The sequence below is a fragment of the Nostoc sp. genome (assembly GCF_036916575.1).
Taxonomy (GTDB): Bacteria; Cyanobacteriota; Cyanobacteriia; order Cyanobacteriales; family Nostocaceae; genus Nostoc.
The window spans coordinates 39,963-57,031 of record NZ_JBALGC010000087.1 but is presented as its reverse complement, the minus strand read 5'-3'; the positions used below and the strand labels follow the sequence as shown (position 1 = coordinate 57,031).

10 protein-coding genes are annotated in these 17,069 nt (G+C 40.0%); all 10 read left to right on the top strand.

Features of this window, described 5'->3' with window-relative positions; translation table 11 throughout:
* The first annotated feature begins 76 nt into the window (after positions 1-76).
* The 10 genes from V7L29_RS18350 to V7L29_RS18305 all read left to right on the top strand — a co-directional run bounded on the left by V7L29_RS18350 (position 77) and on the right by V7L29_RS18305 (position 17,034).
* Positions 77-871 carry a hypothetical protein gene (locus tag V7L29_RS18350; RefSeq protein ID WP_334736395.1) on the top strand — a complete coding sequence of 265 codons (795 nt, stop codon included), beginning with the start codon at positions 77-79 and terminating at the stop codon, positions 869-871.
* A 14-nt stretch (positions 872-885) separates the two neighbouring features.
* A complete protein-coding gene (locus V7L29_RS18345; RefSeq protein WP_334736394.1) occupies positions 886-1,767 on the top strand; it encodes a hypothetical protein in 882 nt (293 codons plus the stop codon).
* Positions 1,768-2,159: 392 nt separating this feature from the next.
* Positions 2,160-3,134: a hypothetical protein gene (locus tag V7L29_RS18340; RefSeq protein ID WP_334736393.1), complete on the top strand. Its 975-nt coding sequence runs from the start codon at positions 2,160-2,162 to the stop codon at positions 3,132-3,134.
* Positions 3,127-5,109: a RecQ family ATP-dependent DNA helicase gene (locus V7L29_RS18335; RefSeq protein WP_334736392.1), complete on the top strand. Its 1,983-nt coding sequence runs from the start codon at positions 3,127-3,129 to the stop codon at positions 5,107-5,109. Before V7L29_RS18340 ends, V7L29_RS18335 begins: the two co-directional genes overlap by 8 nt.
* Before the next feature lie 396 nt (positions 5,110-5,505).
* Positions 5,506-6,228: a vWA domain-containing protein gene (locus V7L29_RS18330; RefSeq protein WP_334736391.1), complete on the top strand. Its 723-nt coding sequence runs from the start codon at positions 5,506-5,508 to the stop codon at positions 6,226-6,228.
* A gap of 15 nt (positions 6,229-6,243) precedes the next feature.
* A complete protein-coding gene (locus tag V7L29_RS18325) occupies positions 6,244-7,641 on the top strand; it encodes a protein kinase domain-containing protein (protein ID WP_334736390.1) in 1,398 nt (465 codons plus the stop codon).
* Positions 7,638-10,862: a DEAD/DEAH box helicase gene (locus tag V7L29_RS18320; protein WP_334736389.1), complete on the top strand. Its 3,225-nt coding sequence runs from the start codon at positions 7,638-7,640 to the stop codon at positions 10,860-10,862. The genes V7L29_RS18325 and V7L29_RS18320 overlap by 4 nt, the downstream gene beginning before the upstream one ends.
* Positions 10,855-12,495, top strand: a complete 1,641-nt coding sequence (locus V7L29_RS18315) for a hypothetical protein (RefSeq protein WP_334736388.1) — start codon at positions 10,855-10,857, stop codon at positions 12,493-12,495. The genes V7L29_RS18320 and V7L29_RS18315 overlap by 8 nt, the downstream gene beginning before the upstream one ends.
* Positions 12,496-14,856: an AAA family ATPase gene (locus V7L29_RS18310; protein WP_334736387.1), complete on the top strand. Its 2,361-nt coding sequence runs from the start codon at positions 12,496-12,498 to the stop codon at positions 14,854-14,856.
* 3 nt (positions 14,857-14,859) lie between these two features.
* Positions 14,860-17,034, top strand: a complete 2,175-nt coding sequence (locus tag V7L29_RS18305; protein ID WP_334736386.1) for a DUF2357 domain-containing protein — start codon at positions 14,860-14,862, stop codon at positions 17,032-17,034.
* Positions 17,035-17,069: the final 35 nt, after the last annotated feature.

Genomic DNA, 17,069 nt, shown 5'->3' with positions numbered 1-17,069 from the left:
ATTTGATATCCCGCATGAGGTTTGACAAGAACGGACAGACAAATAATTGTCATTAATAAGCTTGGGGCATAAATGCATGGATGCCATTGAAGATTCTTCTGCGTTATGGGCTTTACTATGCAAGCCTGGATGGGAAATTAAACCCAATCCAGTAAAGCATCTACTCAAAATTAAAGCTCCTGACTACCAGGAAGCATTAATGCTTTATACCAACTATCGAAAATTTTTAGCAATGTGGGCGGCATCCCTCAATTGTACCTGTGCTTTGATTGGAATTCAGGGGATGCGTGGGTCTGCATTCAAAATTCTTGCAGCAACGCCAGCATCGCAGCAGAAGTTATACGAAGACTTGATTTTTGCAAGCCTACGAAAGTCGGTTAGTTGTGATTCAGAAAGACTAGTTGATCGGGAATTTGAGAATGATATCAGCAAGTATTCAGGGTTTTACATTGCCGAAACTTGTTTGCACCCTGAGCTTATACCAATTGTTGATGAAATATTCTCAAACCCAGACAAGAAACTTGCCTTAACGCGAATGTCTGACAATTTGCAATTAATCGTGTCCGCATCAGCAGCACGGGCAATGAGTTCTGACTCGCAAGATGTGGTGCGTCGTCGAACGACTGATTTTTGGCACGCTAGAGACTACGAATGTTTTTTGCGGATGTTCAAGCAAGATGGGGGAGTGGGGTTTGAAATTACTTACCAAGCAACAACCAATCTCCCAAAAATTAATCCTTTGGCACCGTGGGCGCGGTTTACTACAAGCTATCGGTTTTTTGAAATTGATGTTGGCGATCGCACAGAAGTGTACCGTTTGGGCGAAGGTAAAGATATCACCCTAATCAGTCGTCCCAAGGTTATTTCATAATATAGCGAGGTTTTATGGCAGTAAGATTCCTAGAAAATAAGGGCAGTGGCAATATCTTAGAAATTAGTCGAGCTAGGCTTTTAGAACTTACCCCCAATGTTTATCCCCTGACTTGGGAAGCGATTCTTTCAGGTAATGGTGATAGTGCAGCTATCTTGGGTGCAGGTTTTGCCGAACGTGAAGTTTTTTTTGGTTTTGAGGGAGTTGACTTGACGCGCTACCAACTTCCGACAATCGACTGTTACGACATTGCTACTAATCCGCCAGAAAAGTTTTTAACTTTACGCAGCCCATACCCAGACATACAGTTAAATTATTTTTGCGATCGCAATCTAGCAGAACTAGAACTGACAAAACTTTACGCTCCAAATAGCCTGCGGCTAGTTTCGGTTCATGGAGTATTAGATTACTTACAACCACATGCGGTTACAACAACATTACTTGATATCGTGAAGGTGCAGCCAGAGGCAATATCGATACGGCTATTTTTAATGGGCAACCCGTGGTCGCAGAATTTTGCGAGTATAGAGCAACTGGCGACGGAATTAAATTCAATAGAAATTACTACAAGTGGCTTAGTCGAGCCGATTGATTTTGATATATTTTGTCGTACAGGTGTTGTGCAATTAAATATTTTAGATCAGGATAAAATTGAACATAATTTGTTACCAAGTTACGGCGCGTCTCATGTCATGCCTGATAAATTAGTTGGTTATTTAAATAATCAAGGGTATCAGCTTGTTGGAACTGATGTGTACTCACATTCAAGTCAGGATTTACAAGGGAATGAGTTGCATAATCACAATAGTAATAAAGATGTATCTTTAAATAATCCACATGGAATGTTGTTATTTTTCAATAAAGAAAATATTTATTTTAATCGAGTTAATCAATGAAGGTAAAACTGTCATTGTGAACAGTTAATGGAATAATATTATTGCGAAAAAGCTATATTCCTTGAAATAAAATAATTTAACCGCATTACCATTGCAGATAATGTGGTTACGAACTGAATCAAAAAATAAAAAATCCTGCAATTATAGTATTTTTTGTTCAAAGAAGTAACCCAATACTTTTGCTTATCAACTTAACGTTTGCAGCGGGTGTTATATTTGCTCAGTTTGTGGGAACACTAAGAATACGGGTTTTGATTCCACTAGAAAAATATAAACATAATGATTATACACAAACGTTACAGACAAGTGTAGACAATGACCCGTGTAACCATAAAACAACTAACGGGTCTTTTTTGTTCAAGTCCCGCTAACTAAAAGGCAAAATCTAGAATATGTATTATCCGAACAACATTGAAGAAATTTGTTATGAGCAAGACCATATTGAAAAGGTATGGGATGAAATGAAACAAGTTATCCCGACTTACTTCCAACAATATATTGATACAGAAGGCGGAAATTCAATACAAGAAAGCGAAATTGAAAAGCTCGCTGTAAAATTTGGTTCTACCTGCAAACCAAAAAGCAAGCCAAAAGACACAAAAAAAATTCTAGAAAGGCTTTTGAAAGAATCAATCAAGCATTATGAAAAAGAACGCCTAGATTATCAAGATATCCTTCACTTAGAATCACTAGAAAAAGAATATAAAAAAGATGTTAACTCCTTTAAAAATACAGTTTTAAGAAATAACATTCCTATTATCAGGAAAACACTGCAAAACAAACAAGCTAAGGAACTTGATAAGTTCCGTGCAGCATTCAACACCGCGCAAGCAGGACAATTATTTGAAGTAGTATCTAACCTTGTTCAATTAGCAAATCAATGGCGTAATGAGTGGTATGAAGAAAATGAATTTGAAGAAATTGAGACATGTTATGATTTGGGATATTATGAGTTGGATGGAGAAGCCTACACAGCTTACGGAGTAATTGGCGGGGGAATTAAAAGTCATTTCATTTACAAGCTTTTTCCTGAAATGTATCCAAATAGAAGCAGAGAAGCTGTTTGGGCATTATATTATTTAAGCAGTAAGAAAAGGTTTGGTTGTAAAGAAGACTCTCAGTTTCTTATGATAAATGCGAGTGAAGGAACAACCCAGCAAAATTATTTTTATCCTTATGCCTTGTTTTCATTTTACGCTATAAGAATTTTTAAGCATTTAAAAGAGCTTTATGCAAAGCATGGAGTAAGCCTACCCATTGAATATAGATTTGTTCCACTAGATAGCTTTCTCTCATTTATTGCAAGAAGTCATCAACCTGAAATTGACGATTTAAAGGAGAAAGCAAAAAGCTATCATTATGAATAATAAAGCAAAAGAAGTTTTTGAGAAAGAGTTTCCTGCTTTGGCAGGTGTATTTTTTTTAAAGCCATTTCAAGAGAAAGTAATTAACCATCTTATAGACAATGGTTCAACATTAGCAGTCATGCCAACAGGTGGTGGGAAATCCCTCATTTATTGGGTTACTGCAAAAGCACTAAAAGGAACTTGTTTAGTTGTTTCACCATTGATAGCACTTATTGACGAACAGGCAAAAAAACTCAGAAAAGAAGGTTTTGAAGTCTTAGCTATTCATAGTGGTATGGGAGCTTCAGAACAAATGAAGCAGTTAAAAAAATTTGCTAAAGGAGAATCTAATCCTGATTTCATTTTTGCCAGTCCAGAAAGAATGGCGACAGACGGTTTTTTTGAATACTGTATTTTATTGCAGAAAAATCAAATTAAATTAGTCGTTATTGATGAAGTCCATTGTATAAGCCAATGGGGATTTGATTTCCGACCATTTTACAAGCATATACCAGCTTTTCTTAATTCAGTCTTTTTAGACCAATGGCCGACAATTTTAGGTTTAACAGGCACAATCAATCCAAAAGAGCTTATTGATATTACTACTGATTTTAAAATTAAGAAAGATTCCATTCTCAAAGATGATGTATTGTTAAGATTCGATATTGATTTTAAAGTTGAGAAGCTATCAAACGAAGAAGAAAATAAGGAACGTCTTTGGGAAATAATAGATAACCACTCCAACGAGAAAGTATTGGTTTATTTATATCGTAAATACCACAAAGGTGGTGTGGAAGATTTGTGTGAAGCTGCAAATCAAAAGGGGCTAAAGGCACTGTCTTTTCATGGAGATATGAGTGGCTCCGAACGGCAAAGTGTTATCAGCGCATTTAGAGACGGTTCAACCAATTTAGTTTTTGCAACAAATGCCTTTGGAATGGGTATTGACATTCCCAATATTCGAGTGGTAATTCATTTTATGATACCCGAATCTATTGAGCAGTATTATCAAGAAATTGGGCGTTCAGGAAGAGACCAAAATGGTGCTACTTCTTATATGCTTTATTCTAACAAAAACGTTCAAGTAAAAAAAACACACTTTGTTGACAAATCATTTCATCAAGGTGATCAAATAAAAGAATTGTTCAAAAAGGCAACTAACAATGAAGTTGGTAAAAAGACTTTGCAATATTTTGCAGAAGAAGAGTTACAATCGGCTCTATCTTACTTTTTGAATTGCGGTGCAATTACGATAGAAGGCAAAGGCTTTACAGGTTTAAAGGTTTTAAAAACTAACTCAAACTCTATATTGAAGTCAATAATTGATTCTTCAAGAACGGGAATGGTTATTCCTGTATTGTTAAAACCCGACTTCTCAAAACTTACTTGTAGAGATTTTTTCAACATCACATATAAAGCATTAGTTGACGATGAAGCAAAATTAGCCAAAAATCTTGACAAATGCTTAATCATTGAAGCAACAGAAGAATATCTTACTGATGAACAACTTGAAACAATTAGTAATGAAACTGCAAGCAAAAGAGAGTATAAACACAATCTTTTAGACTATCTCGTTTATCTCCTTGACAATTTTGACAGTTCAATCTCAATGCACCAAGAGATTGGAAGATATTTAGGTGTAAGTAAACATTCACTGAATAAAATACATCAGACTGAAAATGGTATTTTGGTTCGTTCAAAATCAGAAGTGATAATTGCAAATATTCTTTATCGTTCAAATATTAATTTTCAATATGAAGAAAAACTTTTTTATAATGAACATCAATGGAAAGAACCTGACTTCACAATAAGACATAATGGCAATGTTTGGTATTGGGAACACCTTGGGCTTTTAGGTAACGAGCAATACAACGAAAATTGGCAGAAAAAAAAGAAACTTTACAAAGAGCTTGGAGTATTTGACAAAGTATTAACGACACAGGAAAGTGCGGTTTTAAGCAACCAAGTAAATGAGTTAATTAAAAAAATAAAATAACTGTTTTCTAGGCAACTAAAAGCCCTAATTCGCTCTTAATCCATTGTTGAATTTGACAATAGCTTTGAAACCCGGAGGATTCCTACAACCGCTTTTTCAAACTTTCTAAGTCTGAACCACTGATGAGAGGAATGTTTCCGGGCGCTTGTTTGACCTCAAGCAAGCCCCTTGTTCCTTCATCTTTATACTTTCTCACCCAACGAGTTATGGTTGCTTCTTTGAGTGATATTGAAACAATTGAGATCAGGTGAATTTTTCGGAATACAAAAGTCTGGGTAGGAAGGATCGCAGTTATTTTGCTGTTACGTTGGTATTCTTATCGATAACGATTAGTGAAGTTAGACCTTCTACCAGTTTTTATATGTAATTAACATAATATTAATTTTGTGACAAGGCATGGGAATACTAAAACAAAGTGTCACAGATTCTTATTGCCATCAGCACAAAATGCAAATCAACCCTAATCAATTTCTACCACCGAGGCGACCACTACCAGTAATTGTGCTTGCTGATGTCAGTACCAGTATGGAAGGCGAAAAAATTATTACCTTGAATGCTGCACTGGTAGAAATGCACCAAAAGTTTCAGACTGTGCATGATACCCGTTCTCAGATCCATACTGGCATAATTACATTCGCCAGCAATGCTCAACAAATTCTCAGCTTAACCCCTGTAGAGAACGTTAAAATACCTACTTTGGCTGCTGGTGGGACAACTGCGATGGGAGCCGCTTTCAATATTGCTTTACAACTGTTGCAGGATAAGCAACAAATGCCAGAACGCTCTTATCTTCCCACTCTCGTGTTAGTTAGCGATGGTCAACCAAATGATGATTGGAAAGAACCATTACAAAAGCTTTTGGATTCCGATAGAGGTAAACGTGCAGTGCGTTTAGCTGTGGGTATTGGTGATGATTGTGACTTTGATGTCCTCAAGCGTTTCGTAAATCATCCAGAAATTCCGGTCGTGCGTGCAACAGCGGTTAGCAAGCTGATGGACTTTTTCCGGGTTGTCAGTATGTCGGTTATGGCGCGTTCGGTAGCTCAAAATCCAAACTCTACCAGCAATTCACCACTACATTTGTTGAATGATGATGACGATGATTTGCCGTTTGATTAAACCGAAAGGATCAAAGTGCCTAAATTCTCTTTTCCAAAACCAGGTGCAGTTGTTCGAGACACAGAAGGACGACGCTATAAATTAGTTGCACAACTAAATCAAGGAATGCAAGGAGCAATATATACGAGTGAGAATGAAAGTATCCTTGTAAAAGTCCGCAAACCGCCTGACTTTAGTTCAGCAGATTTTCATAAACATCTGCGTATTTTGATCCGCCGCAATTTAGAGGTTGATGCCTTGGTGTTGCCTCGTGCTGTTTTAGATGAGCCTTACTTAGGCTATGTGATGGATCGGGTTAATGACAGCATTCCATTGGTGGAATTAGTTTATCCCAAAATACTTACTACTAATTGGCACGTTGCTACAGGAGGATTGCGCCGTCGCTTAAGGATTGCTGCTCAATTAGCCAGAACCATACAGCAAATCCATCTCAATGGTCTTTGTTACGTGGATTTATCTTGGCAAAACGTCCTAGTATCATCAGACCCCAAGCAAACTTTTATTAAACTTATCGATGCGGACAACTTGATTGTTCCAGGCACATCGTTTGCTGAAGTTATGGGCAGTCCTGGGTTTATTGCCCCAGAAATTTTGAAAGAGTCTCGTTTTCCTGATCACATGTGCGATCGCTGGTCTTTGGCGGTGGCAATTTTTCATCTGTTAGTGCTAAATCATCCCTTTTTTGGAGATGAAGTCCTCGAAGGTGAGCCGGAATTAGAGGAAATGGCTTACCGGGGAGAACTGCCTTTTATAGACTCCAGAGACAACGAACAAAATCGCTCATCTGTAGGTTTACCATTAGGTCGCGTGTTAACTAGGAAACTCAGAGACTTAAGCCGCCGAGCTTTTGAAAACGGTGTAGCAGACCCTTGGGCGCGACCATCGCCAGAAGAATGGCTAATTGCTTTGTTGGAAGCTGCGGATCAAACCACACTTTGCCCCAAATGTGGTGCTACTACCTATTTACCAGAAATGCGAGGTACTCCCTTCGTTTGTGACTGGTGCGGACAAACAAGCGATCGCCCAATTGAACTTGGTTTCTTTGATGTCGATCCAGCTATTGATAACTTAGACGGAGACGAGCGCAAGGAATTGATCAGAAATAAAAAAGCCCATCGGCTAGTTTTAGATAAAGAACAGAGGATACTTCCTAACCGCTTGGTGAATGGCGACCCAGAAGCAACTGGCGATGCCGGACAATTTGGGGCAAAACGGAATAGTAATAATGAGTCAATTTTTGGGATTAAAAATTGGAGTCAAAATACTTGGGAAACTAAAGATGCTGCCGGAAACAAACATACCTGTCCTCCTGGTAATTATGTGTGGCTATCCAATCAAACGGTAATTCTCTTTCCATCTGGTATTAGAGCAAAGGTGCGTAATCCTTACCCACACATGGGAGGTCAAGGATGAAATTATTTGACTTGAAATTTGGCAAAGAGGTAAGCGGACGTTTTTTGCTGCAAAGAAGTGCGGCACAGTCAGAGTGGGAAGATAAAATAGTTGAATTACAACGAATTGATGAAGGTATTCTTGGCTTTGAAGCTCCCAACAGTAATGATTCCGATTTGGTAATCGAAGTTGAGCCAAACTCTGCTGATGCCAAGGTATTAATGTGGGAATTGCAATCAGGGCAGGTTAGTATACTTGGTTGCATTATGAAAGCAGCAGCCCAGGAAGTTGAAATTAAAGGACAAGCTTTTACTCTCCCAGAAGCTGAAATTCCCGTACAGTTGCAAGTGGCGCTGACTGACGAATTTATCGAGACAGTTGTGATGCGCCAGTGGTCTAAAGTAAAGACGTTTAAAGATGCGAAACGCTGTTTGGAACGGGAGTTTTTGCTTGATAAATTTGGCTATTGGTTTGTTAATTCCGGTGCTAGCGATCCAGATTTGGAACGGGGATTTACTGTGGTTGGGGCTGATCTCGCTCTTGATTTGACTTTTACTGATGATAAGCAACAACTGCTAGCAAAACGAATTGTTAAACATCGCGGGCAAAATCTTGATCGCAGCCCTATATTTTTAATGCGCCAATCGTTAGAGTTCTGCGACAAAACAGCCGCTAGTACTATATATTCGGCAGCAATTGCAGCCCTTGACAAAGCTGTTAGAGAAAATAATAGTTGGATTGCCAGTTGGAAGCATTACAACTCAGAAGAAGGAAGAATTTTAGAAGAGCGTTTTGGATCTTTGCCACCTTTACGCTATCAAGGCAGACCAAAACTTAAATCTGATGACAGTAGTAAAACTTTACTAATTTTTAACTTAGAAGCATCAGCCAACCTTAAGCCTTGGGTTGAGCATATTTCTGGTGATGGACTGCCAGTAATAATGCAAAGTGATGGAGGTAAACCAGAAGGATTAGCAGTGGATTGTGACCAGAAAAATAAGCGCCTCACAGTTGTTTGGGAAAGCGATAACGAGCCACCCAGTAATGGAATAATTTCTCCTTCTATGGCTTTGGAGGAGTCGAAACTCAAAAAACGTGATCATGCGCTCAAGACCTTGGAATCTGCACGCGCTGGCTTGCCTTATTTAGGCTTAATTTTTGAGGGAAAAACCTTTGAACGGGCAATTCCTCGCCAAAAAAAGATAATTACAAAACCAGCCCGCAAGATGTTTGGGGAAACCGGGCCAACGCCAGATCAGGAAAAGGCGTTACGCATTGCACTGTCTACACCAGATATTGCCGTTATTCAGGGGCCGCCAGGAACAGGGAAGACAAGGGTGATTCAGGCATTACTGACCATGCTTAATGAAGGGCGTAATACTAATGATGGGTTAGAAACAGTTTTGGTCACGAGTTTGCAGCATGAGGCAGTGGATAATGCGATCGCAGGCATGAGCCTTTCAGGACTTCCTGTTGACCGACTTGGAGGCAAAAAAGGTGAAGATCGAGGAGCCGAGGTAATTCAGGCGTGGGGCGATCAAGTTATTAAGGTTGTGCGATCGCACTTAAAGAACGAACTTTCTGCAACTCGCACCCTCATCGACCAACTCAAAGGTAGCCTCTCCCATTGGCGCACTTCAGCAGGAGGAAGGGAAGGAACCCGTGAAATTATTTTAGCTTTTCGCAATGCGGCAGAACAGTTTTTATCTGTCCAGCGAATAGCCGAATTAGACCGTCTTGCGGCTACTGTTCCAACAGTGCAGACTCAGCCCAAGCCAGTGATTGAAGATGCCGAAGATAGGGAGGAACTAGAACGCAGATTAAATCAGCAGTGTACAGCAGAAGAAAATTTTAAAGATGATGGCAATCGACAGGCTCGGAGATTGAGACGCTTTTTGGAGCCTTATCTTGATAATCTTTCACCCGATATTATTGAAGCTGTGGAAGTTACTGCTGCTTGGACAGAAGAAAATACAGCTTATCGGGAACCCTGGATATCCTTGCAGAATGCTTGTATTAGTATTCGCCAACAACTACTGGAGATTCCCTTTACCGCCCCGATCGCCGAACAAGATGTGTCTGATCGAGAAATTGAGCAATGCCTGCTAGCTGCGATTGAGGAAGTTGAAGTGGCCCGCGACCAAAGTGTAGAAGGACAGCAAGAAGCGCTGGAGTTATTTGTGCGCTATTTAGAAGAAGATCCAGCCCATGTCAGAGAAGTGATTGGAAAATATTCACCAATTCAAGCTACCAGTTGCGGACAAGCAGACTCAAAATATTTGGGAATGGCTAACCGGACTTTTAACTTAGTTGTGGTCGATGAAGCCGCAAGGGCAAATCCCCTTGATTTATTAATACCAATGGTAAAGGGACGGCGGGTTATCCTCGTTGGCGACCACAAACAACTTCCTCACGTTTTAGAAAGGGAAATTGAGCAGAGTTTGGCTAAGGAGGGGGATGAAAAGCTAAAGGATATATATGGTAAAAGTCTATTTGAAAGACTTTGGGAATCACTGCCCAAACAAACAGCTATCGATGGTATTGAGCGGACTGCCCAACTAACGGATCAGTTCCGAATGCATCCGACGATTGGGCAATTTGTCAGCGATCGCTTTTATCCTGAAAGCCCCCTTAACTCTAGTTTTGTCAAGCCAGAATCACGACCGAATTATACAGGTGAGTATAATCTAAAACCCATTGCTTGGTTAGATGTGCCTAAAAGTATTGGGAGTGAAACTCGTGCTGGCAATCGTAGCTGGCAGCGTGCTGCGGAAGTTGACCGGATTATGTGCGAACTGCGTCGTGTACTTTCCCCCATAGCGGAAAAATACCCTAATTTCGACCCAAGTAAACCAACGGGAATGGTTGGGGTGATTGCATTTTACTCAGCCCAGGAAGAAGCAATCAAAGACGCGATCGCAGACCTTCGCCACGGGTTGCCAGAACATTTACAGCGTCGGGTGCGGGTGGGAACGGTCGATGCTTTCCAAGGACGGGAATATGATGTAGTTTATCTTTCCACCGTTCGCAGCAATCAGGAGGTATCTATTGAAAAGCGTCTTGGTTTCACAGCACTTCCAAATCGGCTATGTGTTGCATTTAGCCGCGCCCGTTGCGTACTAATTGGAGTAGGAGACTCTGCTTGTGTTGCGTCTTTGCGTCCTGATGGCACACCTTACTCTAACAGCTTAAAAGCTTTTGTTGATTTGTGTCGAAGTGAGCAGGGCTATGCAGATGTCTGATTTTGATGATGAATTGCTGTTTGATGATGATGAATCTTTACCTGACGAACTGATACTGTTACCAAGCAATCAAGTATCAGATGCAAAACCTATAAATATTCTTTTGTTTGCCCAGCAGCAGGCGCACACTGATCAACAGCAAAACATATTATGGCCTGTTTATGGTTGGAGAATCGCTGCCCCACAAGTAACAGAGCGCAAATTAGACTTTTTGCAGCTAACTTCACTACGGCTAACCCATGCTGGGGTAACGCGCCACCAGGATCAAGCACAAATGTTGGGACAGCACAAAGATTCTCTTTTTAATGTGATGTTACAGCTAGAAAATCAGGGCTATATTGACAGAAAAGCTCGCTTGACTGATAAAGGAGAGAAAATTCTTCAGCAAGATGGAAAAGAGGATGAAGAGAAAACAGAATATGGCTGGATTTTTCAGGACGCAACAGCCGGTGAACTTCTAAGTTGGTTTTACACTAAAAGCTTACGCTATGCTGACTCTAGTCGTTCAGATGTCTCCCAAGCTTTTCAACTTCCGTGGATACGGCAAACACTACCTACACCCAACGCTGCTGATGTGACATCGGCAATCAAAACTCAGCGTCGGCTGTTAAAACGAATTCAGGCTGATGGCTTGAATACAGAAGCAAATAATGCTGTTTCTGATGCCTATGGTTTTACTGAAATCAGTAAAGCAGATACTCTGACGCAAAGCAATAACACAAAGGTAGAGCAAACAGAAAATTTTGGTGTGCGTCTGTTAAGTAAACGACCGCAACAGTTTTATTTGCTAGTTTCTTGCATTGTTGAGGGAACATCCGATGGTCAATTTTCTCTACGCTGTCCTTTTGGGCTTCCAGATGGTTTTCGTTGGGTACGTCTATTGAACTTTGCCACATCCCAGTGTGAAGAAGGCAAGAAAATTGTAGAGCATTTGCAGTCCGAGAGCCGTGAAGCGTGGAAACGCAAGCAACCTGGAGAAATTGAGCCGATCGGTTTAGCAAGGGAAGCCTACGACAAAATAATATTTGAAGTCGGCTCTGTGCCGGACAAAGTTTGGCAGCAAGTTTGGAAAGAATTGGAACGCTTAGAACAATCGCGTACCCTTCTAGGACGTGGTTTCGATGAGACAGACACAAGTATTACGCGATCGCAAAGGGTTTTAGAGCAGTTAATGTTTACTTTACTGCAACTAGATACAATTCCTACAAATATCTGGGAACCATATAAAAGTAGGGATACATTGCAACAATGTTTAAAAGATACAGTTGTTGCCTGCGGTGGAAGCGAAATACCAGAGCGGATTTTATTTATAAAGTTAGGAGCAATCCGTAATGTTCTTGATGGTGGTAAAGACTCTTTACGACCATATCTCGTGACATTTTTACTATCAGCAAGTCGGCGTAACAGCTTACATCGCACTATTTTGGAATATTTACTTAAAAAACATTTAGATTTTTTAGCAGACATAGAAAAAATTGCCCATATCCGCAACACAATTGGCGCTCATGCTGGTGGCAGCCACAACGAACCAATCATTTTAGTTGAGGATTTAGTAACAAAAACATATCAAATTGTCCGGTTAGTTATTCAAGCATGGCGATTAATAAATAGCAAATTATCAAAGGAGGTATAAATGAGTAAAAGAACTAGAAATTCAAATACAAATCAGAACCGTCAACAACCAAATACTCCTCAAAATAATAATACTCAAAATATTGCTGCTGTTGCAGTGACTCCTCAAAATGTGTCAACAGTTAATGCACAGCCCCAGGATATTCATAAACTCCAAAATAAAATCAATGAACTGGAATTTAAGTTAGAGGAAGAAAAAGAAATAACCGCAGCAAAAGAAGCTGAGATTGCCACAAGAGAACAGGAATTAGCCCAACAGAAAGTGCAAGCTATTAATGGCTTTAAAGAATTAGAAGCTATGGCTCGTCAGGAATGGCTAACAGAAAAGAAACAGGAAATTATAGTAGAACGGCAACAAATTATAGAAGCAGCACAAACGGAAGCACAAAAAATTATCAAGGAAGCTCAAAAGTTAAAGCTTGATGTCCAAAATCAAGCAGATAGTATTATTGAACAGGCAGAAACTCTAGCCAATGAACATAGACAACGAGCAAGAGAGCAAATAATTAAGGAAATTCAGACGAAGGAAGAAGAATTAGTAAATTTCCGTAAGGTACTTGACGATAAAGACAGGTATCTTGAAGAAGAAGATAAAAAGCTGTCAAGACAAATTAAGCAAATTGAACGCCGAGAAGAAGACTTAGAAGAGGAAAACAATTGGTTAGCATTGCAAAAGAAAAAACTACAACATAAGGAACAAGAACTAACTCAACGTGAAAATGCTTGTTCAGAAGAGGCAATTAGTAAGTTGATAAGAGAAAAGGGAGATATTGAACGGCAACTTCAAGTGATTCAAGATGAAAATAATCGGCTGAGGGTAGAATTGGAGAGCAATAAAAATAGGCTTCAAGCTGTATCAGGTTCGCCAGCGAAAATTTTAGAAGATAACAATATTCTAGAGAATAAGCTTAGAGAATATGAGAAAATATTTGAGCAATATCCATCAGAAATAGAGTTAGCCGAACTTCGGAGGCGTGCCGAAGCAGCAATTGATTTTGAAGCTAAGTATCGAGATTTGCAAGCGAGGGTTGATGACTTAGAACGTATCCGTCGCCAGCAGCATTCAGAGAGGATGGAGACAGAACAACTTCGCAAAGAGAGAGATACTCTCAAGTTACTAAATCAGTATTTGAGTGAACAAATAGAAGAACTTAAACGGATGCTTGGTCAATTGCAAACCAGTCAAATACAAGCGTTTAGTAATTTTGCTTCTATGGATAGAAAAAATGAAAATATTTCTGACAGACCTCATGGTGTTGCTGTTAATAATCTAAATGAATTAGCTACTATAAGTCGTGCTTGGATGGGTAGTTTACCAAGCCGCCAAGAGTTAGAAATGGGAGAAGCTGAAACCTCACATTTTGCTCATTATTATGATAAACATACGATTCGCGCTTTTATTGCCTCAATGGCAGCTTCCAGACTAATTATTATTCAAGGTCAGAGTGGTACGGGTAAAACCAGTCTGCCAGAATATTTTGCTTATGCAATTGGTGGTAAATTTGCCCGAATTGAAGTTCAATCTAGCTGGCGAGATAAACTTGATTTGCTTGGTTCTTATAACTCTTTCTTCCGCGTTTTTAATGAGTCTCAGTTTTCTAGGGCAATCTATGAGGCAGGCACAACTCGTTACTGTAATCATCCTTATTTCATAGTTTTGGATGAAATGAACCTGTCACGGGTAGAATACTATTTTGCCGATTTACTTTCAATTATGGAAGGTCGCCCAGAGGATAGAGAAATTGAACTACTAAACCACGACCCTACTGGAGGTCAACTTCCCAAAGGGATTAGATTGAAAAACGGTGCAGTCCAGCTACCAATCCCTGATAATGTCTGGTTTATTGGCACTGCAAATACAGACGAATCTACATATGAGATTACCCGTAAAGTTTATGATCGCGCTCAAGTTTTGCAAATAGATGAACCTTTCCCGCAAGAAAGTTTTGATACCACACAACCAGCAAATCTAAAAATCCCAGATTTTCGCCAAGCTGTACAAAAGGCGATCGCTAATTTTAGAGATACAGATCGAGAAATTGTAGAGGGTTGTCTTAAACTCATTAGTTCGGCATTGCACGAGTACTTTCAAGTAGGGTACGGACAACGCCTGCTAGACCAACTTTCTATCTTCCTTCCCACATACACTGCGACGGGTGGAAAACTTGGGGAAGGTTTAGACCACTTTATCGCCAGAAAGCTACTTTGGCAGGTACAAAACCGTACTGATCCAAATGTTCGTTCTGGTTTACAGGAAGTACGAGACATTATTGAGGTAAGTTTTACTGATAACCCGCGATTGGGAAGTGCTGCGATTTCCTTAAAACTTTTGGAACGTGAGATTAACAAATTTAAACGGTAGATTATGGCACATCTTTTTTTACTCAATCGTTGGACAGGCAACCTAGAACCATTGCAATCGGGAGAACGCCGTCGTTTAGAGAGTATAGATGACTACCGTATTCAGATTAACTTCACCCCTGCTGATGGCGAAACTGAAATTATGCTCAATGATAATAACGATAATACTTACATCCGCACAAATGAAACAAGCTGTAATTTCCCCATAACAGTTGATACTTTTGGGTGCTGTTCGTTACGTATCGCCTGTAGAGATTCTGGAAGTATTGGGCGGTATAAATTTGAAGTGCCATTGCGAACACAATTGGATGAGACAATGCGAGTGGCTTTGGCACTTTTCGCCGACCAAGCAAAAGGGCTAGAAGCAACTATATCAACAGAGCAATTACTCAAATTGCCGTTTTTCTCTCCTGGTACTATTCGTGATTCCCTTACCAACAAAAATGCCCTGGAACTAGATGAGGCGATCGCAGAAGTTTTACCATCTTTACTGAGAGTATGTAGCAAACCCCGACGCACTTTAATAGTAGAGCGTCGAGTTATGCCCATAGACAGAGCAAGACGTATTCCGCCTGATGCAATTGAGCATTTAGCATCTCGACCGGAATTATGGCAATCTCGCACTGCAACGCGCATTACTCCGGCACAAATTAGAAGCGAAGTGCCAGAAGAAACTCTTGACCTCTATGAAAATCGCGTGGTTGCTACTCTAGTGCGAAGGTTGCTGCGGTGGATGGAACAAAGACTCCGGGAAATAGACCGCGCCTACTACCAAACACAAACGCTACATGAAAACTTATTTACAGAATACCGATATAATCGCTTCCGAGAAGATCGATTGAAAGCACTTTGGCAAAATCTAGATGCCGTACAAGACTATTTGCAGCAATACGAGCAAGCACAAGCACTAAAAGATAAAATTAGCCGCCTATATTCTGACACCAGTAGTTGTTTAGACTCAGTACTTTATAAGAGTTTATCTAGCAAACCAGATGTGATATCTCCTTTAAAACCAACTAACATTTTGCAAATGGATGCAGACTATCGGCGTTTGCGCCAGTTGTGGGAAATGCTGGACAAATTTTTTAGCAATCCCGATCAACAGAATATAGAAAAAGAGCGAGATTTGTTATCAGATTACGCTAATTACATTCATGGCTGCGTACTTTTGGCTTTGCACTGGCTTGGGTTTGAAACTGCAAAAGTGAAGCCAGAGAATTTTCCAGAAGAATTAAATTTTCAACAAGCACTCCAGTGGGAAGCATGGACAGCAGTTGTGCAGCCTCCCGAATCAGGTAATTTCAAGATAAATATTGAGTTGATCTGGGAGGATCTGAACACTAATACTCATAAATGTTCTCATCCAACCCGCATTAGACTGGTACTGATTCCATTAGCGCGAGCGTTTTTTGGCGATCGAGATGAAATTAAGAAGACTTTGGACACTCTCTATGATGCAGGTTTGTCCCAAGGTTCTTCAATTGGAAATGCTTCCAAACGTCAAAATCGCAACAACCAAGTGCAGACTTTTGTCGTCTTAGTACATCCTACAGATCCACGAGATAGAGAAATAAGTGAAGATGTTACGCCAGACTTAATTCAAAAAATGCTGAATATCGGCGAAAACTTTATGAGTCCGGATGATTATAAACGCTTTGTTTCCACTTTTGATGGTAATGCTTTTGTTCGTAGCGTTGGTATGATGCCAGCTAGTCCACTTGATTTAAGCACTCTTGAACGTTTCCAGAGATTATTTCGCTTTCATACCTTAGGAGTCGATTTGGTTTATGGCATTCATCCTTCATATTGTCCAGTGTGCAGTTATGGCCTGAGTGAAGTGTGTTTGCAGTTTAAGGAAAATGAGGGCGATTGTCCTAACTGTCAAGCCAAATGGAGTTGGCGAACCTGTAAGAATTGTGGTGGTAAGACAGCAAAGCTGGAACCTATTAAGATAAAGCGACAAACTAAAATAGAAACTAAAGGTTCCTATGCTGTGAAAGCGATGGCTAGAGAGCAACTGCTAGGACGTGACTTACTTTCGGCATTGTGCAGTTCTGATGAAACACCAGAGTCGGGGAGGATTCGTATAATTTGCCCTCACTGTGGAGCTTGTACTGGGCAGGGTGAAACGTTATTAAGATGTAATAGATGCCGTAATAGTAGTTTTGGAAGTAGTTAGTTTCTTGCTGTTATAAATTTACTTTTGTAAGTGTT